Below are 19,675 nucleotides of genomic sequence, written 5' to 3'. Positions count from 1 at the left end.
CGCGGCCGTGCAGCACCACGAGATTCAGAACAAAGCGATGCCGGGCGCCAGCACCGGCACGCCCCCCGGAACGGCGGCCGCTGGGCCTGCCGCTTCCGGCTCTCGCAGCGTTTCACCCAGCGCATCCACCTTGATCCAGATGAGGAGTTTCATGCAGCGCGCCACCAAGATAGTCGCCACGATCGGCCCGGCATCCAGTTCGCCGGAGATTCTGCTGCAGATGATGCAGGCGGGCCTCGACGTCGTGCGGCTCAATTTTTCGCACGGCACGGCCGACGATCACCGCCAGCGCGCCGAAATGGTGCGCGAGGCCGCCCGCAAGGTTGGCCGCGAGATCGCGATCATGGCCGACCTCCAGGGCCCGAAGATCCGCGTCGGCAAGTTCGAGAACGGCAAGACCACGCTCGTGCCGGGGCAGCCGTTCATCCTCGATGCGGGCTGCGAACTCGGCAACGACGAGCGCGTCGGCCTCGACTACAAGGAGCTGCCGCGCGACCTGAAGCCGGGCGACCTGCTGCTGCTGAACGACGGCCTGATCGTGCTGACCGTCGAGCGCGTGCTCGGCGACGAGATCCACACGACCGTCAAGGTGGGCGGCGAGCTGTCGAACAACAAGGGGATCAACCGTCAGGGCGGCGGCCTGTCGGCGCCCGCGCTGACCGCGAAGGACATGGAAGACATCCGCACCGCGATGTCGCTCGGCGCGGACCTCGTCGCGGTATCGTTCCCGAAGAACGCGACCGACATGGAAATGGCGCGCCAGCTCGCGAACATCGCGGGCGCGCCGTACGGCATCAAGCCGAAGATGATCGCGAAGATCGAGCGCGCGGAAGCGATTCCGGCGCTGCAGAGCATTCTCGACGCGTCCGACGGCATCATGGTCGCGCGCGGCGACCTCGCGGTGGAAGTGGGCAACGCGGCCGTGCCGGCGCTGCAGAAGCGGATGATCCGGATGGCGCGCGAGTCGAACAAGCTCGTGATCACCGCGACGCAGATGATGGAATCGATGATCTACGCACCGGTGCCGACCCGCGCGGAAGTGTCGGACGTCGCGAACGCGGTGCTCGACGGCACCGACGCGGTGATGCTGTCGGCCGAGACGGCCGCCGGCAAGTATCCGGTCGTCACGATCGAGACGATGGCGGCCGTGTGCGTCGAGGCGGAAAAGTCGGAAGAGGTCGAGCTGGACAAGGATTTCCTCGACCGCACGTTCACGCGGATCGACCAGTCGATCGCGATGGGCGCGCTGTTCACCGCGTATCACCTGGGCGCGAAGGCGATCATCGCGCTGACCGAATCGGGCGCGACCGCGCTGTGGATGTCGCGTCACTACACGCACGTGCCGATCTTCGCGCTGACGCCGCGCGTCGGCAGCGAGCGCACGATGGCGCTGTACCGCAACGTGACGCCGCTGCACGTCGACTTCAACAGCGACCGCGATTCGGCGCTGCAGGCGGCGCTCGAGATCGTCGTCAAGCAGGGTTACGTGCAGCATGGCGACATGGTCGTGCTGACCGTCGGCGAGCCGATGGGGCAGGCGGGCGGCACCAACACGCTGAAGATCGTGCGGGTCGGCGAGCACTATTGAGCGCCGGCTGAGCCGCAGCGAGCCGGCCCGCGGGCCGGCGGCCGGATCGGTCGGAATCGATCCGGCACCGTTTTTCGCGCAAAAGCCGCGCGGGGTCCGAAGCCCCGCGCGGCTTTTTTTCTCCTTTTTGGCCGCATTGTGCCGTGCGAACGTAACAAATTGCGAGCGGGGGCCACCGGGCGGTCGGAATCGGAGGCGCTTCGCGATAAAATGCGGCTATTCGACGCTCAGCCGCGCCGCGCCGTCCCGGTTCAGAGGGGAGCGAGCGCCGCGCCGGCGTCAGGGCGCACCGGTTTTCATTCCAAGGAGTTCCACAATGCCTCTCGTATCAATGCGTCAATTGCTGGACCACGCGGCAGAGCACGGTTACGGCCTGCCGGCCTTCAACGTGAACAACCTGGAGCAGATCCAGGCGATCATGGCGGCGGCGGATCAGGTCGGCGCGCCCGTGATCATGCAGGCATCGGCCGGCGCGCGTAAGTATGCGGGCGAGCCGTTCCTGCGCCACCTGATCGAAGCGGCGGTCGAATCGTATCCGCACATCCCGGTCGTGATGCACCAGGATCACGGCCAGTCGCCGGCGGTTTGCACGGCCGCGATCCGCAGCGGCTTCACGAGCGTGATGATGGACGGTTCGCTCGAAGCCGACGGCAAGACGGTCGCGTCGTACGAGTACAACGTCGACGTGTCGCGCAAGGTCGTCGAGATGGCGCACTCGATCGGCGTGACGGTCGAAGCCGAACTCGGCGTGCTCGGCTCGCTCGAGACGATGAAGGGCGACAAGGAAGACGGCCACGGCGCGGAAGGCACGATGACCCGCGAGCAGCTGCTGACCGATCCGGAGCAGGCCGCCGACTTCGTGAAGCTCACACAGTGCGATGCGCTCGCGATCGCGATCGGCACGTCGCACGGCGCGTACAAGTTCTCGAAGAAGCCGACGGGCGACATCCTGTCGATCCAGCGCATCAAGGAAATCCACGCGCGCATCCCGAACACGCACCTCGTGATGCACGGTTCGTCGTCGGTGCCGCAGGAACTGCTGGCCGAGATCCGCGAATTCGGCGGCGACATGAAGGAAACCTACGGCGTGCCGGTCGAGGAAATCCAGGAAGGCATCAAGCACGGCGTGCGCAAGATCAACATCGACACCGACCTGCGTCTCGCGATCACCGGCGCGATCCGCCGCTACCTGTTCGAGAACCCGGGCAAGTTCGATCCGCGCGACTACCTGAAGCCCGCGCGCGAAGCCGCGAAGCAGGTGTGCGTCGACCGTTACCTCGCGTTCGGCTGCGAAGGCCAGGCCGGCAAGATCAAGCCGGTGTCGCTCGACAAGATCGCCGAGCAGTACAAGTCGGGCGCGCTCGCCCAGGTCGTGCGCTGAGACTGTAGTACGATTGCCCCGCCCGGTTCTGCCGCCGGGCATGGGCTGGCCGCCCGGCTGGCCGGATTCGATCCGGCCCCGGCAGCCGTTCCGTCCGGCCGAACAAGGGCCGGCCGGCAGCCGTCCGGGCGTTGCGCCCGCCGGTTCGCCGACGTATTGCAAGACCGCCGTTCCCGCCTGCCGCGGGGAACGGCGTTTCCCTTTTTGTTTGGCTCCTTATCTGCGAAAAGACGATGTCTACCCTTTACGAATCCACGCTCCGCTCGCTGCCGCTCCTCGGTCGCGGCAAGGTTCGCGATAACTACGCGGTCGGCAACGACAAGCTCCTGATCGTCACGACCGATCGCCTGTCGGCCTTCGACGTGGTGATGGGCGAGCCGATTCCGAACAAGGGCCGCGTGCTGAACCAGATGGCGAACTTCTGGTTCGACAAGCTCGCGCACATCGTGCCGAACCACCTGACGGGCGACGCGCCGGAAGCGGTGGTCGCGGCCGACGAGGTCGAGCAGGTGAAGGGCCGCGGCGTGGTCGTCAAGCGCCTCGAGCCGATCATGATCGAAGCGGTCGTGCGCGGCTACCTGGCCGGCAGCGGCTGGAAGGAATACCAGGCGTCGGGCGCCGTGTGCGGCGTGCAGCTGCCGGCAGGCCTGCAGAACGCGCAGAAGCTGCCCGAGCCGATCTTCACGCCGGCCGCGAAGGCCGAGATGGGCGAGCACGACGAGAACATCACGTTCGACGAAACCGAGCGCCGCATCGGCACCGAGCTGGCCGCGACGATCCGCGACATCTCGATCCGCCTGTACAAGGAAGCGGCCGACTACGCGGCGACGCGCGGCATCATCATCGCCGACACGAAGTTCGAATTCGGCCTCGACAACCACGGCAAGCTGTACCTGATGGACGAAGTGCTGACCGCCGATTCGTCGCGCTTCTGGCCGGCCGACCAGTACGAAGTCGGCACCAACCCGCCGTCGTTCGACAAGCAGTTCGTGCGCGACTGGCTCGAGGCGCAGCCGTGGGGCAAGACCGCGCCGGCGCCGGCGCTGCCGGCCGACGTCGTCGAGAAGACGGCCGCGAAGTACCAGGAAGCGCTCGAGCGCATCACGGGCCAGTCGCTCGCCGTCTGACGGAAGGAACGTACGAAATGAGTGAAGTCCAAACCGCCCACACGCACAGCGCGCCGCTCGTCGGCGTGCTGATGGGTTCGAGTTCCGACTGGGACGTGATGAAGAACGCGGTCGCGATCCTGCAGGAATTCGGCGTGCCGTACGAAGCGAAGGTCGTGTCCGCGCACCGGATGCCCGACGAGATGTTCGACTATGCGGAGAAGGCGCGCGAGCGCGGGCTGCGCGCGATCATCGCGGGCGCCGGCGGTGCCGCGCACCTGCCCGGCATGCTGGCCGCGAAAACCACGGTGCCCGTGCTCGGCGTGCCGGTCGCGAGCAAGTACCTGAAGGGTGTCGATTCGCTGCACTCGATCGTGCAGATGCCGAAGGGCGTGCCGGTCGCGACGTTCGCGATCGGCGAGGCCGGCGCCGCGAATGCCGCACTGTTCGCGGTGTCGATCCTGTCCGGCAACTCGGTCGACTACGCGAACCGGCTCGCCGCGTTCCGCGTGCGCCAGAACGAAGCCGCGCACGCGATGGTGCTGCCGCCGCTGGAATGACGGCATGGCGCGCGGCCGCACCACGCGGCCGGCGCCGGATTTTCCTACTGCGGCGGGCATTTCCGCGTTCCGCCGCGACCGACCACTGACATGACCGCAACTCCTGATTCCGTTTCCCCGATCCTGCCCGGCGCGTGGCTGGGCATGGTCGGCGGTGGCCAGCTCGGCCGCATGTTCTGCTTTGCCGCCCAGTCGATGGGCTATCGCGTCGCCGTGCTCGATCCCGATCCGGCGAGCCCCGCCGGCGCGGTCGCCGATCGGCACCTGCGCGCGGCGTACGACGACGAAGCCGCACTCGCCGAACTGGCCGACCTGTGCGAGGCCGTATCGACGGAATTCGAGAACGTGCCGGCCGCGAGCCTCGATTTCCTCGCGCGCACGACGTTCGTCGCACCGGCCGGCCGCTGCGTCGCGGTCGCGCAGGACCGCATCGCGGAGAAGCGTTTCATCGAGGCGTCGGGCGTGCCGGTCGCGCCGCACGTCGTGATCGAATCGGCGGCGGCGCTCGCCGCGCTTGACGATGCCGCGCTCGACGCGGTACTGCCGGGCATCCTGAAGACGGCCCGCCTCGGGTACGACGGCAAGGGCCAGGTGCGCGTCGCCACCGCGCAGGAAGCACGCGACGCGCATGCCGCGCTCGGCGGCGTGCCGTGCGTGCTGGAGAAGCGCCTGCCGCTGAAATACGAAGTGTCGGCGCTGATCGCGCGCGGCGCGGACGGCCGCGCGGCCGCCTTCCCGCTCGCGCAGAACGTGCACCACGACGGCATCCTCGCGCTGACGGTCGTGCCGGCGCCGGCCGCCGATGCCGCGCGCGTCGCAGAGGCGCAGCAGGCCGCCATCCGGATCGCCGACACGCTCGGCTACGTCGGCGTGCTGTGCGTCGAATTCTTCGTGCTGGAAGACGGCTCGTTCGTCGCTAACGAAATGGCGCCGCGCCCGCACAACTCCGGCCACTACACGGTCGATGCGTGCGCAACGAGCCAGTTCGAGCAGCAGGTGCGCGCGATGACGCGCATGCCGCTCGGCAACCCGCGCCAGCATTCGCCGGCCGCGATGCTGAACATCCTCGGCGACGTGTGGTTTCCCGACGGTGCGGCGGCCGATGCCGTCACGCCGCCGTGGGACACGGTTGCCGCGATGCCGGCCGCGCACCTGCACCTGTACGGCAAGGAAGAAGCGCGCGTCGGCCGCAAGATGGGTCACGTGAACTTCACGGCCGAGACGCGCGACGAAGCCGTCGCCGCCGCCACCGCATGCGCGCAGTTGCTGCGCGTGCCGCTCGACTGAGGCGCCGGCCGATGTCCATCGCTCTCCCGACGCACGTGACGCCCGCGCAGATCGACGCGGCCGCCGCGTTGCTCGACGCGGGCCAGCTCGTCGCATTTCCGACCGAAACCGTCTACGGGCTCGGCGGCGACGCGGCGAATCCCGAGGCCGTCGCGCGCATCTACGCGGCGAAAGGGCGGCCCGCGAACCATCCGGTGATCGTGCATCTGCCGCCCGGCGGCGATCCGGGCTACTGGGCCGACGACTTGCCGGCCGACGCGCACGCGCTGATCGATGCATTCTGGCCGGGCCCGCTGACGCTGATCCTGAAGCGCCATGCGCGCATTCCGGACGCCGTGAGCGGCGGGCAGGATTCGGTCGGGCTGCGCTGTCCGTCGCATCCGGTCGCGCAGGCGCTGCTGGCCGCGTTCAGCGCACGGCGCGGCGGCCACGGCGGCGTGGCGGCGCCGTCCGCGAACCGGTTCGGCCACGTGAGTCCGACGACCGCGCAACACGTGCGCGACGAATTCGGCGATACCGTGCACGTGCTCGACGGCGGCGCGTCCGAAGTCGGCATCGAGTCGACGATTCTCGACCTGTCGCGCGGCTTCCCGGCGCTGCTGCGCCCGGGCCACGTGACGCCGCAGCAGATCGCCGACGTGCTCGGCCGCGCGCCGAAGCTGCCGGACGGCAGCGATGCGACGGCACCACGCGCGTCGGGCACGCTGAAAGCGCACTACGCGCCGCGCACGCCGCTCGCGCTGCTGCCGTTCGATGCACTCGAGCCGCTGCTCGCGGCCGCGCAAACCGACGGCGAGCGCGTCGCGCTCGTCGCACGCGCGTCGCGGGCAGGGCGCTGGGCGCAGGCCGACGGCGTGCATTTCATCGCGGCGCCGGAAGATCCGCAGGCCTATGCGCGCGACCTGTACGGCATGCTGCGGGCGCTCGACCGCGCGCAGGTCGCACGCATCCTGGTCGAGAAGCTGCCCGAGACCGTCGAATGGATCGCGGTCAACGATCGCCTCGGCCGTGCGGCGGCCGCGTTCGAAGCGCGCGACTGACGCCGCCTTCCGCACCCGTCCTGAAATAAAAAACGCCCGACTGGCGAAGTGAGCCAGTCGGGCGTTTTCGTTTCGGCGCGCGGCCGGCGGCTTACTTGCCGACGCCGGACTTCGCGATCTGCTGCTCGACGTATTGCGCGAACAGCGCGTGCAGGTGCGTCGTCGGGTGGACCGTGTCGGCGAACATGTAGGTCTGGTCCGCGTTCGCGACCGTGTAGGTCTGCGGCGAGCAGAACAGCGACGAGCCGAACGCGGTCGCGTTCGCGACGCCGTACTGCGTGGCGGCCTGGACCATCGCCTTCAGGTTGCAGGCGGTGTCGGTGTTCGACACGCTGAAACCGTTCGCCTGGAAGTTGGCCGCGATGCCGTCCTGCCACGTGAACGAGTCGACCACCGCGACCTTCGTCGAGTCGACCTTCAGCGCGGCGAGCGTGCCGACGAGCGTCTTGTTGAACAGCCCCGACAGTTGCGTGAACGCGGCCTGCGTGCCGCCCTGCAGCGCGAGCGGCGTGCCGCCGATGTCCGGCACGTTCGCGACGAACACGTGCGTGGCGCCCGCTGCGACGATCTGCTGGACGATCCCGCCGAGCTGCTGCGCGGCCAGGCCGATCGCCTGCGCCGCCGCGAGCTGCGCGGCCGGCGTGTTGCCTTGCGCCTGCGCGACCTGGGCCTGGTAGAAGATGTCGTTCGCGCCGCCGTTGATCAGCACGATCTGGCCGGCGTTGAAGCTGCCGTGCTGCGTCAGGTACTGCTTGACCTGATCGGCGATCGGCGTGGTCGTCGCCTGGGCGTAGTCGGGGTTCGGCACGCTCGCGTCCGCATGGCCGATGCCCGGCTGCAGCGTCACGCGCGAGCCGCCCTGCGCGTAGCCGAGGCCGCCGGTGGCCTGCAGCGGGATGCCGAAGCCGCCCTGGTTCGCGGGCTGCAGCGTGTCGCCGTAGTACTGCGCGACGTCCTGCGTCCACACCTGGCCGGGGTTGGTCGTGAAGCGGCCGCCGCCGAAGCCGAGCTTGATCTGCGAGTAGGTGCCGGCGTCCGACAGGCTGTCGCCGAACGACACGACCTGCATCTTCACGCCCGACGGCGGCGTGTTCGACGCGCTGCTGCCGTTGTTGTCGTCACCGCCGCCGCATGCGGCGAGCAGCGCGAGCGCGGCGCCGGCGATCGCGACTTGCGCGGTGCGCAGCATGCGCTGCCGCGTGCGGGAAGGTGCGTGTTGTTGTGTCTGCATCGTTCGATCTCCTCGTAGATATGGCCCTGATGTATTTCTCATCTGCCGCGTGCCTGCTCGGTTCCGGGCTGCGCGGCGGCCGTTGGCTGAAACGGTTTATCGGTCGCGCGCAGCCGCCGGCGGCACGGTGCGCGGATCCTGGTTCGCGGCCTCGGCAATCTGCGCATGATAAGCGCTCGCCCATTCGGGCGGGCCGAAAATCGCGCGCAGCTTGTTGCGCCATCCGCCGACGCGCCACACGTCGGACGCCATCGCCACCCACTCGTGGAACGTCGCGACGAACGGGTTGTTCGAGCCGAGCCGTTCGACGATCCCGTACTGCGGCGGATCGTCGGGCGTTTCCTCGACATAGCTGCCGAACAGGCGATCCCAGATCACCAGGACGCCTGCGTAATTGCGGTCGATGTAGCGCGCGTTGCGCGCATGGTGCGCGCGGTGGATCGACGGCGTGTTCAGCACGTATTCGAGCCAGCCGAGCTTGCCGATCGCCTGCGTGTGCACGAAGAACTGGAACGCGAGGTTGATCAGCACGATGCCGACGACCTGTTGCGGCGGAAAGCCGGCGAACGCGAGCGGCAGCCAGAACAGCCACATGCCCGCGATCGGGTACATCAGGCTCTGGCGGAAGGCGGTCGAGAAATTCATCCGTTCGGACGAGTGGTGCACGACGTGCGCGGCCCACAGCCAGCGCACGCGATGGCTGGCGCGATGGAACACGTAGTAAAGGAAGTCCTGCGCGACGAACAGCACCGCGAACGACAGCCAGCCGTCGTGCCACGTGTAAAGACGATAGTGCCGGTAGCAGTACGCATAGACGGGAATCACGAACAGCCACGCGATCTTGTCGGCGCCCTGGTGCATCAGCGCGAGCGCCGCGTTGCACAGCGTGTCGCGCCACGCGTAGAGGCGGTCCTGCGCACGGGTGCGGGCGAGGTGCCAGGCCTCCCACGCGATGCAGAGCAGGAAGACGGGCGCCAGCGCGAGCAGAAGCAATTCGACGTCGAATCGCATGGGCGTGTCTCCTTCGTTCCCCTGCAAGCCATGAGGCCGGGCGTGTGGCCCGTTGTAGATATCGGTCAGGCCAACAGCCTACGCAATCGCCACGCGCTAGGCGAGGGGGCAGCGTAGAGGGTTCCCTCTGAGGACAGGGTTTCTACGGAATCCGTACTGCACGGGGCCGGGCGGTGCGGCCCCGTTTCGTGGGTGCGGCGTGCGCGCGGGGCGTCGCGCGAGGGTGGCGGGGGCGTTTCAAACCGCGCAGCGCGAGATTTCGCGGGCGACGCGGTGCGCGGGGCGCGCGGGCCGCCCTGTCAGGACGGCTCGCTGCGCGGTGCGCGAATCGTCAGTGCGCGCCCGCGTAGATCCACTCGAGCAGCGTGTCGTGCGCGGCGCGCGCGCCTTCCGCGTGATCGTTGTTGATGAAGCTGACGACGATGTAGCTCTGGCCGTCGGTGCCCGCGACGTAGCCGGCGATCGCGCGCACGTCGCGCAGCGTGCCGGTCTTGATGTGCGCGTTGCCGAGCACGCCAGCGTTGGTGAGGCGGTTCTTCATCGTGCCGTCGATGCCCGCGATCGGCAGCGAATCGACGAACGCCTGCGCGACGGGGCTCGCGTTCGCGGCTTGCAGCAGCGCGGCGAGCGACAGCGCGCTCACGTGTTCTTCGCGCGACAGCCCCGAGCCGTTCTCGAGCACGAGGTCGGGCATCGCGATGCCGTTCTTCTGCAGGAACGCCTGGATCGCGCGGCTCGACTGCTCGGGTGTCGCGGGCGGCTTGCCGCTGACCGCGCCGATCGTCAGGAACAGGTTGCGCGCCATCACGTTGTTGCTGAACTTGTTGATGTCGTAGACGATGCTGCCGAGCACCGGGCTGTGATGCACGGCGAGCGGCCGCGCGGTGGTCGGCACCTTGCCTTCGCTCACGGGCCCCGCGATCGTGCCGCCGTCCTGCTGCCACAGCGCGAGGAAGCCGCGCGCGAAGAACGTCGTGTGATCGAGGATCGCGAGGTTGGTCGTATGCGCGCCGCAGCGCAGCGGGTAGTCGCCGGCGAACGACGCGGTCATGATCCCGCCGCCGGCCGTCAGCGTCGGGCGCGCGGCTGCCGCGGCCGCACTGCACGAACCCGAGCCTTCGACGAGCTGGTTGTCGATCGACAGGTCCGCGAGCGGCGGCAGCACGTCGACGGCGACCTTGCCGTCGTCGCCCGGCGTGACCGTGAACGACACGGCCTTGAATGCGTACAGCAGCGGATCGGGGCCGACGTTGTACGGTGCGCTGGCATCGTCGTCGAACGACGGCAGGTCGCGCGTCGACGCCGCGAAATAGCTCTTGTCGAGCACGAGGCCGCCGGCCACGCGCTTGACGCCGGCCTTGCGCAGCTTGTCGACGAGATCGATCAGCTCCTCGGGCACGAGCTTCGGATCGCCGGTGCCCTTGATGTACAGGTTGCCCTGCAGCGTGCCGTCGGGGTCGATCGTGCCGTCCGTATACGCGGTCGTGCGCCAGCGGTAGTCGGGACCGAGGATCGACAGGCCCGAGAAGGTCGTCACGAGCTTCATCGTCGAGGCCGGCAGCATCGGCCGGCTTGCATTCCACGCGATCAGCGGTTGCGGATCGCCGACGCGCTCGACGACGACGCTCATCGCCGACGCCGGCACCTTCGCGCGCTGCAGCGCGACGAGCACCGACGCAGGCAGGCCGGCCGCGCGCGCGGCGGGCGACACGACGGCGGTCTTGCGCGCTTCCTTGTGGGATTTCTTGCGGGCCTGCGCGGACGGCGCGAACGCGAGAGCCGTGCAGGTGGCGACGACGGCGGCCGCCCGCAGGCAGACGCGGGTGCGGGGGGCGAACCGGGCGGAAAGATCGGAAATCGGCATGGGCGAATACGGGAAAAGCGGGGGCTCGGGCAGGACGCGCGGGGGCGTCGAAGCGCACATTGTAGAGACAAGTCGGGGCAGGTCCCTTGCAATCCTCCTTACTGTTGCATTGCACGGTGCCGCGCACGCGATTCGCGGCGCTACAATGGTCGCCGTGTTTGACTCGCCCCATGGATACCTGTCCCGATGCGGATTCTGCTTGTCGAAGATGATCGAATGATTGCCGAGGGCGTGCGCAAGGCGCTGCGCTCGGACGGCTTTGCGGTCGACTGGGTGCAGGACGGCGACGCCGCGCTCACGGCGCTCGGCGGCGAGACGTACGATCTGCTGCTGCTCGATCTCGGCCTGCCGAAGCGCGACGGCATCGACGTGCTGCGCACGCTGCGCGGGCGCGGGCTGGCGCTGCCGGTGCTGATCGTCACCGCGCGCGACGCCGTCGCCGATCGGGTGAAGGGGCTCGACGCCGGCGCCGACGACTACCTCGTCAAGCCGTTCGATCTCGACGAGCTCGGCGCGCGGATGCGCGCGCTGATCCGCCGCCAGGCCGGGCGCAGCGAGTCGCTGATCCGCCACGGCGCGCTGACGCTCGATCCCGCTTCGCACCAGGTGACGCTCGACGGCGCGCCCGTCGCGCTGTCCGCGCGCGAGTTCGCGCTGCTCGAGGCGCTGCTCGCGCGGCCGGGCGCGGTGCTGTCGAAGAGCCAGCTCGAGGAGAAGATGTACGGCTGGGGCGAGGAGATCGGCAGCAACACGGTCGAGGTCTACATCCACGCGCTGCGCAAGAAGCTCGGCTCGGACCTGATCCGCAACGTGCGCGGGCTCGGCTACATGGTCGTCAAGGAAAGCTGACGCGTGCGGTCGATTCGTCATCAATTGCTGATCTGGCTGCTCGCGATCGTCGTCGCGGGCGTGGGCATGGCGGGCTGGCTCATCTACCGGCAGGCGCTCGCCGAGGCGAACGAACTGTTCGACTACCAGTTGCAGGAAATCGCCGCGGCGCTGCCGTCGGAGCCGTTCTCGCAGGTGTTCGGCTCGCGCACCAACGGCGACGAAGGCATCGTGATCCAGATCTGGAATCGCAACGGCGTGCTGATGTACTTCTCGCATCCGCGCGCGCCGATCGCGCCGCGCGCGGAGCTCGGCTTCTCGACCGAGCGCACCGATCGCGGCGAATGGCGCGTGTACGGCGCGATCGTCGGCGACAACGTGGTGCAGCTCGCGCAGCCGCTGTCGGTGCGCAACCGGCTGGCGGCGAACGTCGCGCTGCGCACGCTGTGGCCGCTGATCGTGCTGCTGCCGTTCCTCGGCGCGGCCGTGTGGGGGATCGTCGGGCGCGGGCTCGCGCCGCTCGCCCGCGTGACGCGTGCGGTCGAGGCGCGCCGGCCGGAAGCGCTCGATTCGCTGCCCGACGCGCGCCTGCCGCTCGAGGTGCAGCCGCTCGTGCGGGCGCTGAACGGGCTGCTCGCGCGGCTGTCGGCGGCGCTCGACACGCAGAAGGCGTTCGTCGCCGACGCCGCGCACGAATTGCGCACGCCGCTCGCGGCCGTGCAGATCCAGGCGCAGCTCGTCGCCCGCGCGAAGGACGATGCGTCGCGCCGCGAGGCGATCGCGGATCTCCAGGACGGCGTGTCGCGCGCGACGCGTCTCACCGAGCAACTGCTCGCGCTCGCGCGTGCCGAGCCGGACGGCGCGACGATGCGCGAACCGGTCGACCTGCAGGCGCTGCTCGCCGAATGCGTGGCCGCGCATGCGCCGCTCGCGCAGCGGCACGACATCGATCTCGGCTTCGAGGAAACGCGCGCGGCGAGCGTCGTCGCGGACGTCGGCGCGCTGCGCGTGATGTTCGGCAACCTGCTCGACAACGCGGTGAAGTACACGCCGGACGGCGGCCGCATCGACGTGTCGCTGACGCGCGACGCGGCCGGCCGCGCGTGCGTGCAGATCGGCGACAGCGGGCCGGGCATTCCGGCCGACGAGCGCGAGCGCGTGTTCGACCGCTTCTATCGCGACAGCACGGCGCGCGCGCGCACCGACGTGTCGGGCAGCGGGCTCGGGCTCGCGATCGTCAAGCGCGTGGCCGCGCAGCAGGGCGCGACGGTGTCGCTCGGCGATGCGGCCGCGGGCGGCCTGCTCGTCAGCGTGGTGTTCCGCGATGCCGAGATGCCGGCCCAGGCGCCGCAGCCTTCCGAATCCGTCTGAAGGGGGCGGGGCCAGCCCGGCCCGGGCAGCCGCTTAAGCCCCGCTTAAGGCTGATTAAGCCTCCTTTAAGTCAGGGTCGTTACGCTGCGTCCTAACAAAGAGGAGGTCCTACGATGAACACCCGATTCCTTGCGCGCGGCACCGTCGCGGTCGCCGTGGCGGCCGCCCTGTCGGCAGGCTATTTCGCCGGCACCCGCCGCGCCGATCCGCAGATCATCACGCCCGCGCAGGCGGCATTGATGCCGGCCGAAGCCGCGGCCAAGACCGGCATTCCCGATTTCTCCGGGCTCGTCGAGACCTACGGCCCGGCGGTCGTGAACATCAGCGCGAAGCATGTCGTGAAGCAGGTGTCGCGGCGCGCGCCGCAGCCGCAACTGCCGATCGATCCGAGCGACCCGTTCTACCAGTTCTTCAAGCACTTCTACGGCCAGGTGCCGGGCATGGGCGGCGACGCGCAGCCGGACGACCAGCCGAGCGCGAGTCTCGGGTCGGGCTTCATCGTCAGTGCCGACGGATACATCCTCACCAATGCGCACGTGATCGACGGCGCGAACGTCGTCACGGTCAAGCTGACCGACAAGCGCGAATACAAGGCGAAGGTCGTCGGCTCCGACAAGCAGTCCGACGTCGCCGTGCTGAAGATCGACGCGAGCGGCCTGCCGACCGTGAAGATCGGCGACCCGGCGCAGAGCAAGGTCGGCCAGTGGGTCGTCGCGATCGGCTCGCCGTACGGCTTCGACAACACGGTCACGTCGGGCATCATCAGCGCGAAGTCGCGCGCGCTGCCGGACGAGAACTACACGCCGTTCATCCAGACCGACGTGCCGGTGAATCCCGGCAACTCGGGCGGGCCGCTGTTCAACCTGCAGGGCGAGGTGATCGGCATCAACTCGATGATCTACTCGCAGACGGGCGGCTTCCAGGGCCTGTCGTTCGCGATCCCGATCAACGAGGCGATCAAGGTGAAGGACGAGCTCGTGAAGACGGGCCACGTAAGCCGCGGCCGTCTCGGCGTCGCCGTGCAGGGGCTGAACCAGACGCTCGCGAGCTCGTTCGGGCTGCAGAAGCCGGACGGCGCGCTCGTCAGCTCGGTCGACGCCAACGGTCCGGCCGCGAAGGCGGGCCTGCAGCCGGGCGACGTGATCCTGTCGGTCAACGGTTCGCCGGTCGCCGATTCGACGTCGCTGCCCGCGCAGATCGCGAACCTGAAGCCGGGCTCGAAGGCCGACCTGCAGATCTGGCGCGACAAGTCGAAGAAGTCGATCAGCGTGACGCTCGGCGCGATGGCCGATGCGAAGCTCGCGTCGAACGACGGCGGGCCGGTCGAGCAGGGCCGCCTGGGTGTCGCGGTGCGTCCGCTGTCGCCGCAGGAGCGCAGCGCCGCCAACCTGTCGCACGGGCTGATCGTGCAGCAGGCCGGCGGGCCGGCCGCCAACGCGGGCATCCAGCCCGGCGACGTGATCCTCGCGGTCAACGGCCGCCCGGTCACCAGCCCCGAGCAGTTGCGCGACGCGGTGAAGGGTGCGGGCAACAGTCTTGCTCTGCTGATCCAGCGCGATAATGCACAGATCTTCGTGCCGGTCGACCTGAGCTGACCGGCGACGGCCGACGGCCGGCCTGGCCGGCCGCGGCGGGCGCCGCCGCCGTACGTTTCGCGTGACGCTGCGCCCCGTATGTGTTCCGACCCCAAGGAGAGAGCCATGCAATATCTACGCAACGTGTCCCGATTTGCCGTCGCCGCGGCGCTGACCGCCGGCCTCGCGGCTGGTGCGACCGGCGCGTACGCGCAGTCGGACGGTCTGCCCGCCGCGAGCCAGCAAGGCGATATCAGCTATGTGTCGGGCGGTATCGGCAAGGACCAGTCGACGGCATTCCAGAGTAACGAGGCATCGTGGCCGCTGGCGCTGCGCTTCACCGGCAAGGGCGGCGAGTTCCTGGCCGACGTCCATGTCCGGATCGTCGACGGCAAGGGCACCGAGGTGCTGGCAACCGACGCGCGCGGGCCGTACATGCTGGTGAAACTGCCGCCGGGGCGCTATACGGTGCACGCGTCGTACCAGGGCAGCGACGAATCGCGCGCCGTCACGGTCGGCGCGAAGGGCGGCGCGAAAGCCGCGTTCCAGTGGAGCGCGCAGTAGCCGCCGCGCGCGGCCCGGGCCCCGGGCGCGCAATCGGACGAAGTTTCGCCCATAATGAAAGCCACGGCATGCGTGCCGTGGCTTTTTCGTTTCCTGCCCCGGCCAGGCGGCCGCCCGAAGGAGAAACGATGTCCGATGCAGCCGACCCTCGACTCGAAATCGTGCCGAACCGTCATCGCGTGCGCGTGATTCATCGCGGCATCACCTATGCCGATTCGCAGGGTGCGCTGACCGTGCGTGAAGCGGGGCTCCCGGACATCCATTACCTGCCGCGCAGCGACGTCAACATGCGCCGGCTCGTGAAGTCGGGCGTCACGACGGCCTGCCCGTTCAGGGGGCAAGCCGTGCATTTCGACTTGCAGACGGAAGACGGCGTGATCGAGAACGCCGCATGGAGTTACGAAGAACCGAAGGAGGCGGCGGCCGTGCTGGCGCTCTACGTCGCCTTCGATGTCGCACGGATCGACAGTCTCGTCGAGACGTCCTGATGCGGCGCGCGTTCATCGGGGAGGCGTCATGGAACTGAACGACACGTTACGCGTACCGCTCGCGCCGCCTGTCGTGCGGGATGCGCTGGAGGATCTCGCGCTGCTGCGGGCGAGCTTCGATCATTGCGAATCGTTCGTGAAACTCGCGCACGGCGAGTTCGCGCTGACGATCACGGTGCCGCTCGGCCCGCTGCGCGCCCGCTACGACGTGCGCGCGCATGCGGCGGCCGAGCAGGGCGATGCCGAAGGGCAGCCGCGCCGCGTGCTCAACTTCAAGGCGCGGGCCGACGGCCTCGGCGCGCTGCGCGGCCAGGTCGAACTCGTGCTGATGCCGGATGACGATGCGACCGCCACGCGGATCGAGTACGTGGTCTGGGCGACGGCGAGCGGGCCGCTCGCCGAGCTGCCGGGGCGGCAGATCGACAATGCGCTGCGCGAGTGGACCGACACGTTCTTTCGCGAGTTCTGCGCGGTCGTGCAGGCGAAGCACGGTCTCGCGCCGAATCGCGCGAGCGCCCCTGCGCAGCGACGCCAGCACGTATTTCTGCGGCCGGCCTCGCTGGTGGCCGCGACGAAGCGTTCGCTGCCGCCGCATCTCGGCGGCGCGCTGAGCGGGCGTGCCGCGAGCGCGCTCCGGCATCGCGATTCCGGCACGGTGCCCGTGTGGGCCTGGGCGGCGATGATCGTGTTCGTCGCGCTGCTGCTTTACGCGGCACGCTGGTTCAACGCCGGCTGAGCGGCTGATCAGCCGCCCGGTTCCGCGTCACGGCCGGCCCGCCGCCCGCGCGGCGGGCGTCACTGTCCCGCGTCGGCTCCGGCCCCGGCGCCGCGAAATTCCCTTCGATACGCAGACGGCGACGTGCCGAGCGCGCCCGCGAAATGCTGGCGCAGCGACACGCTCGAGCCGTAGCCCGCCGCCTGCGCGATCGCGTCGATCGATTGCCCGGTGGTTTCGAGCAGATGCTGCGCGCGCGCGAGCCGTTCGGCCTGCAGCCACGCGGTGACGGTCGTGCCCGTTGCCTGGCGGAAATGGCGCGTGAACGTGCGCCGGCTCATCAGCACGCGTTCGGCGAGCGAATCGACGCTGTGCGCGGCGTCGAGATGGGCGCGCACCCAGTCGAGCAGGCCCGCGAGCCGCGCATCGCGCGGATGCGCAGCGACCGGCTGCGGCACGTATTGCGCCTGCCCGCCCTGGCGGTGCGGCGGGATCACGAGGCGGCGCGCGATCCGGTTCGCGGCGTCCGAGCCGAAGCGTCGCCGCACGACGTGCAGGCAGCAGTCGAGGCCGGCTGCCGTGCCGGCCGACGTCATCAGGTTGCCGTCGTCCACGTACAGCACGTCGGGATCGAGTTTCACGCGCGGAAAGCGCTGGGCGAAATCGTCGGCCCACGCCCAGTGCGTGGTGGCCGGGCGGCCGTCGAGCAAGCCGGCCGCGGCGAGCACGTAGGCGCCGAGGCACAGGCCCACGAGCTCGGCGCCGCGCGCGGCGACCGCGCGCACGGCATCGAGCAGCGCGTCGGGCGGCACTTCGTCCGGGTCGCGCCAGGAAGGCACGATGACGATGTCCGCATCGTCGAGCGCGTCGAGCCCGTACGGCGCGGTGATCGTGAAGCCGCCCGTCGTCGCGAGCGGGCCGCGCTCGGCCGAGCAGACGCGGAACACGAACGCGGGCGACGCGGCTGCGTCGCGTTCCTTGCCGAACACGACCGACGGCACCGACAGGTGGAACGGGCTGATGCCGTCGTACGCGATCACGGCGACGACGGTCGGAACGGGCGGGGCGGCGGCGAGCATGGCGGGCTCCGGAAAGGCGATGGCCCGATTTTATCGAAGAATGGCTATCGGGCCACTATCGGCGCAAGCCACGCGGCCCGACAATGCATCGCATCGCACTGCTGGCCGCCTCGCTCCGGGGCGGGGCAGCGCCTCCCGACCAGGAGCCCGCCATGCTTGCCGCCGCGTCGCCCGCCGTCCCGCATTCTGCTTCCCGTCCCGCTGCCCGCCGCGCACTGATCGTGATCGACGTGCAGAACGAATACGTGACGGGCAACCTGCCGATCGAATATCCGCCGCTCGACGTGTCGCTCGCGAACATCGGCCGCGCGATCGACGCCGCGCACGCGGCCGGCGTGCCGGTGATCGTGGTTCAGCACGTCGCGCCGGCCGGCGCGCCGATCTTCGCGCCCGGCACCGACGGCGTCGCGCTGCACGCGGTGGTCGCCAGCCGGCCGTACGCGCATCGGATCGAGAAGGCGCAGGCCAGCTCGTTCGCCGGCACCGATCTCGCCGCGTGGCTCGATGCGCACGGCATCGACACGCTCGCGGTGGCCGGCTACATGACGCACAACTGCAATGCGTCGACGGTCTATCACGCGGCGCATGCGGGGCTGAAGGTCGAGTACCTGAACGATGCGACGGGCGCGCTGCCTTACGAGAACGAAGCGGGTGCGGTGAGCGCCGAAGAGATTCACCGCGCGTATGCGGTGGTGTTCCAGTCGAATTTCGCGGCCGTGATGTCGACCGACGCGTGGATCGCGGGACTGGCCGGCGCGCCGATGCCGGCGCGCGATTCGGTGGCCGCGTCGAACCGGCGCGCCCGCGCGCAGCGCGCGAAGGTAGCCTGACCCGGCACGGCGACGGGGCGCGCGATGCGCCGCGCGGTCAGTCGCCGTCCTTCAGCATCGCCGGGCTGTAGCGCAGCATGTCGAAGCAGCCGTCGACGAGCTTTTCCGCATGCTGCTCGGCGTCGATTTCGTCGGGCAGCATCAGCATGTCGCGCACGAACCCGCTGACGAGCGTGTGCAGCATCAGCGTCGCGCGCCACGTATCGAGCCGCTCGGGCAGCAGCTTGAGGCCCACGGCCACCGCGAGATCGGCGTCGATCATGTGCAGCGCCTCGCTCATCCCCGCGCGGTTGCGCTGCAGCAGCGGCTCCATGTCCGCGACGTACTCGCACTTCATGAACAGGATGCTGAACACGCGCCGCAGCTGCGGGTCGCGCTGCACGCCGAGCAGGCACCAGATCAGGATCTGGCGCACCTTCTCGAGCGGATTGCTGCCCGGCGCGTCGAGCGGCATCCGCTTCAGTTCGTCGATCGGCAGGAACACGCGGTCGAACATCGCATCGAACAGTTCGCTCTTGTTCGCGAAATGCCAGTAGATCGCGCCGCGCGTCACGCCGGCGTGCTGGGCGATGTCCGCGAGCGACGTGTGCGACACGCCTTTCTCGAAGAACACGTGTTCGGCGGCGTCGAGAATGCGATTGCGTGTCTCGAGCGCCTCCTCCTTGGTACGTCTGACCATGTGCAGGCCTGATTGGATCGATCGTCGGTGAATATGGGGCCCGCAACCCTCGTCGTCGTCATGCAGACGGGCTATGCTTGCTGTTGGTAACAATCTGTAAGACTGGACAGCCTGCGGAGTACAAACGGGCTTTTTACATACATTCGTGAATGTATATACAATACCACCCTACGATCGAATGACCCAAGTGGCAATCAGTTAATATCCCACTCTGCTGATTCCCGCCCTAGTACCAGTCCGCAGTTCGCGGCATCCCCGTCGGCACGGAGGTTTCGTGCCGACGTGCTGTATCTAGCAGTCCAGTAATTCAGGTGTTCGATCTGCGCCGCGAGGCGCATCCGTGTTGCGCTCCGGTCGGGCGCGGCACTTATTCCATTGGTTATACACAGAGGTCGCTCCATGCGCGTCGAACGGGTTCCATACCGCTTAATCACTGTCGCGACGGCCGCCGTTTTCCTGGCCGCGTGCGGGAAAAAAGA

The 19,675-nt window shown here is 69.0% G+C and carries 19 protein-coding genes; 13 read left to right on the top strand and 6 right to left on the bottom strand.

Translation table 11 applies throughout. The annotated features are described in order from the left end of the window. Positions 1-24: 24 nt before the first annotated feature. Positions 25-153, bottom strand: a complete 129-nt coding sequence (locus HWW87_RS37440; protein WP_021164118.1) for a hypothetical protein — start codon at positions 151-153, stop codon at positions 25-27. Between HWW87_RS37440 and pyk the strand changes: the two genes are divergently transcribed. From pyk to HWW87_RS23850, 6 genes are all read left to right on the top strand, one after another. Then, on the top strand, positions 152-1,588 hold the full coding sequence (gene pyk / locus HWW87_RS23875; protein WP_011546106.1) for a pyruvate kinase: 1,437 nt from the start codon (positions 152-154) through the stop codon (positions 1,586-1,588). The genes HWW87_RS37440 and pyk overlap by 2 nt on opposite strands. A gap of 316 nt (positions 1,589-1,904) precedes the next feature. Beyond that, positions 1,905-2,969, top strand: a complete 1,065-nt coding sequence (gene fba, locus HWW87_RS23870) for a class II fructose-bisphosphate aldolase (RefSeq protein WP_174390560.1) — start codon at positions 1,905-1,907, stop codon at positions 2,967-2,969. Positions 2,970-3,202: 233 nt separating this feature from the next. Further along, complete coding sequence (locus tag HWW87_RS23865) at positions 3,203-4,096, top strand: phosphoribosylaminoimidazolesuccinocarboxamide synthase (RefSeq protein ID WP_175822408.1); 894 nt, start codon at positions 3,203-3,205, stop codon at positions 4,094-4,096. Between the two features lie 17 nt (positions 4,097-4,113). Continuing rightward, positions 4,114-4,635, top strand: coding sequence for a 5-(carboxyamino)imidazole ribonucleotide mutase (gene purE, locus HWW87_RS23860; protein ID WP_175822407.1), 522 nt, complete (start codon positions 4,114-4,116; stop codon positions 4,633-4,635). 90 nt (positions 4,636-4,725) lie between these two features. Then, on the top strand, positions 4,726-5,922 hold the full coding sequence (locus HWW87_RS23855) for a 5-(carboxyamino)imidazole ribonucleotide synthase (RefSeq protein ID WP_175822406.1): 1,197 nt from the start codon (positions 4,726-4,728) through the stop codon (positions 5,920-5,922). Positions 5,923-5,933: 11 nt separating this feature from the next. Continuing rightward, positions 5,934-6,962, top strand: a complete 1,029-nt coding sequence (locus HWW87_RS23850; RefSeq protein ID WP_175822405.1) for an L-threonylcarbamoyladenylate synthase — start codon at positions 5,934-5,936, stop codon at positions 6,960-6,962. Between the two features lie 91 nt (positions 6,963-7,053). Here HWW87_RS23850 and HWW87_RS23845 read toward each other — a convergent pair whose 3' ends face one another. From HWW87_RS23845 to dacB, 3 genes are all read right to left on the bottom strand, one after another. Next, positions 7,054-8,193, bottom strand: a complete 1,140-nt coding sequence (locus tag HWW87_RS23845; protein WP_175822404.1) for an SGNH/GDSL hydrolase family protein — start codon at positions 8,191-8,193, stop codon at positions 7,054-7,056. Between the two features lie 96 nt (positions 8,194-8,289). Continuing rightward, positions 8,290-9,204: a sterol desaturase family protein gene (locus HWW87_RS23840; protein WP_175822403.1), complete on the bottom strand. Its 915-nt coding sequence runs from the start codon at positions 9,202-9,204 to the stop codon at positions 8,290-8,292. Positions 9,205-9,535: 331 nt separating this feature from the next. After that, positions 9,536-11,068 carry a D-alanyl-D-alanine carboxypeptidase/D-alanyl-D-alanine-endopeptidase gene (gene dacB / locus HWW87_RS23835; RefSeq protein WP_175822402.1) on the bottom strand — a complete coding sequence of 511 codons (1,533 nt, stop codon included), beginning with the start codon at positions 11,066-11,068 and terminating at the stop codon, positions 9,536-9,538. Positions 11,069-11,254: 186 nt separating this feature from the next. Here dacB and HWW87_RS23830 point away from each other — a divergent pair, with 186 nt between their 5' ends. From HWW87_RS23830 to HWW87_RS23805, 6 genes are all read left to right on the top strand, one after another. Further along, positions 11,255-11,917 (top strand): response regulator, encoded by a 663-nt coding sequence (locus HWW87_RS23830; protein ID WP_006481728.1) that lies wholly within the window; start codon positions 11,255-11,257, stop codon positions 11,915-11,917. 3 nt (positions 11,918-11,920) lie between these two features. Continuing rightward, complete coding sequence (locus HWW87_RS23825) at positions 11,921-13,267, top strand: ATP-binding protein (protein WP_174432753.1); 1,347 nt, start codon at positions 11,921-11,923, stop codon at positions 13,265-13,267. A 113-nt stretch (positions 13,268-13,380) separates the two neighbouring features. Then, positions 13,381-14,862, top strand: a complete 1,482-nt coding sequence (locus HWW87_RS23820) for a DegQ family serine endoprotease (RefSeq protein ID WP_174390569.1) — start codon at positions 13,381-13,383, stop codon at positions 14,860-14,862. A 105-nt stretch (positions 14,863-14,967) separates the two neighbouring features. Beyond that, positions 14,968-15,405 (top strand): carboxypeptidase-like regulatory domain-containing protein, encoded by a 438-nt coding sequence (locus HWW87_RS23815; protein ID WP_050014530.1) that lies wholly within the window; start codon positions 14,968-14,970, stop codon positions 15,403-15,405. A gap of 128 nt (positions 15,406-15,533) precedes the next feature. Continuing rightward, complete coding sequence (locus tag HWW87_RS23810; protein WP_174390570.1) at positions 15,534-15,893, top strand: DUF427 domain-containing protein; 360 nt, start codon at positions 15,534-15,536, stop codon at positions 15,891-15,893. Positions 15,894-15,921: 28 nt separating this feature from the next. Next, positions 15,922-16,629 carry an SRPBCC domain-containing protein gene (locus HWW87_RS23805; protein WP_175822401.1) on the top strand — a complete coding sequence of 236 codons (708 nt, stop codon included), beginning with the start codon at positions 15,922-15,924 and terminating at the stop codon, positions 16,627-16,629. Positions 16,630-16,688: 59 nt separating this feature from the next. Here HWW87_RS23805 and HWW87_RS23800 read toward each other — a convergent pair whose 3' ends face one another. Beyond that, on the bottom strand, positions 16,689-17,687 hold the full coding sequence (locus HWW87_RS23800; RefSeq protein ID WP_175822400.1) for a helix-turn-helix domain-containing protein: 999 nt from the start codon (positions 17,685-17,687) through the stop codon (positions 16,689-16,691). A 152-nt stretch (positions 17,688-17,839) separates the two neighbouring features. Between HWW87_RS23800 and HWW87_RS23795 the strand changes: the two genes are divergently transcribed. Further along, on the top strand, positions 17,840-18,517 hold the full coding sequence (locus HWW87_RS23795) for a cysteine hydrolase family protein (RefSeq protein ID WP_175822399.1): 678 nt from the start codon (positions 17,840-17,842) through the stop codon (positions 18,515-18,517). 37 nt (positions 18,518-18,554) lie between these two features. Here HWW87_RS23795 and HWW87_RS23790 read toward each other — a convergent pair whose 3' ends face one another. After that, a complete protein-coding gene (locus tag HWW87_RS23790) occupies positions 18,555-19,196 on the bottom strand; it encodes a TetR family transcriptional regulator (protein WP_175822398.1) in 642 nt (213 codons plus the stop codon). Positions 19,197-19,675: the final 479 nt, after the last annotated feature.

Source organism: Burkholderia sp. BCC0419, from assembly GCF_902830285.1.
Classification (GTDB): Bacteria; Pseudomonadota; Gammaproteobacteria; order Burkholderiales; family Burkholderiaceae; genus Burkholderia.
Note: the sequence above shows the minus strand (reverse complement) of the source record. Positions and strands in the feature narration are given on the sequence as shown.

Bases quoted from the DNA above. Each gene is read 5' to 3' on its own strand.
- HWW87_RS23830 (WP_006481728.1), top strand. From the start codon at position 11,255: ATGCGGATTCTGCTTGTCGAAGATGATCGAATGATTGCCGAGGGCGTG.
- HWW87_RS23805 (WP_175822401.1), top strand. From the start codon at position 15,922: ATGGAACTGAACGACACGTTACGCGTACCGCTCGCGCCGCCTGTCGTG.
- HWW87_RS23850 (WP_175822405.1), top strand. From the start codon at position 5,934: ATGTCCATCGCTCTCCCGACGCACGTGACGCCCGCGCAGATCGACGCG.
- HWW87_RS23845 (WP_175822404.1), bottom strand. From the start codon at position 8,193: ATGCAGACACAACAACACGCACCTTCCCGCACGCGGCAGCGCATGCTG.
- HWW87_RS23840 (WP_175822403.1), bottom strand. From the start codon at position 9,204: ATGCGATTCGACGTCGAATTGCTTCTGCTCGCGCTGGCGCCCGTCTTC.
- HWW87_RS23810 (WP_174390570.1), top strand. From the start codon at position 15,534: ATGTCCGATGCAGCCGACCCTCGACTCGAAATCGTGCCGAACCGTCAT.
- dacB (WP_175822402.1), bottom strand. From the start codon at position 11,068: ATGCCGATTTCCGATCTTTCCGCCCGGTTCGCCCCCCGCACCCGCGTC.
- HWW87_RS23865 (WP_175822408.1), top strand. From the start codon at position 3,203: ATGTCTACCCTTTACGAATCCACGCTCCGCTCGCTGCCGCTCCTCGGT.
- fba (WP_174390560.1), top strand. From the start codon at position 1,905: ATGCCTCTCGTATCAATGCGTCAATTGCTGGACCACGCGGCAGAGCAC.
- pyk (WP_011546106.1), top strand. From the start codon at position 152: ATGCAGCGCGCCACCAAGATAGTCGCCACGATCGGCCCGGCATCCAGT.
- HWW87_RS23855 (WP_175822406.1), top strand. From the start codon at position 4,726: ATGACCGCAACTCCTGATTCCGTTTCCCCGATCCTGCCCGGCGCGTGG.
- HWW87_RS23820 (WP_174390569.1), top strand. From the start codon at position 13,381: ATGAACACCCGATTCCTTGCGCGCGGCACCGTCGCGGTCGCCGTGGCG.
- HWW87_RS23795 (WP_175822399.1), top strand. From the start codon at position 17,840: ATGCTTGCCGCCGCGTCGCCCGCCGTCCCGCATTCTGCTTCCCGTCCC.
- HWW87_RS23815 (WP_050014530.1), top strand. From the start codon at position 14,968: ATGCAATATCTACGCAACGTGTCCCGATTTGCCGTCGCCGCGGCGCTG.
- purE (WP_175822407.1), top strand. From the start codon at position 4,114: ATGAGTGAAGTCCAAACCGCCCACACGCACAGCGCGCCGCTCGTCGGC.
- HWW87_RS23790 (WP_175822398.1), bottom strand. From the start codon at position 19,196: ATGGTCAGACGTACCAAGGAGGAGGCGCTCGAGACACGCAATCGCATT.
- HWW87_RS37440 (WP_021164118.1), bottom strand. From the start codon at position 153: ATGAAACTCCTCATCTGGATCAAGGTGGATGCGCTGGGTGAAACGCTG.
- HWW87_RS23800 (WP_175822400.1), bottom strand. From the start codon at position 17,687: ATGCTCGCCGCCGCCCCGCCCGTTCCGACCGTCGTCGCCGTGATCGCG.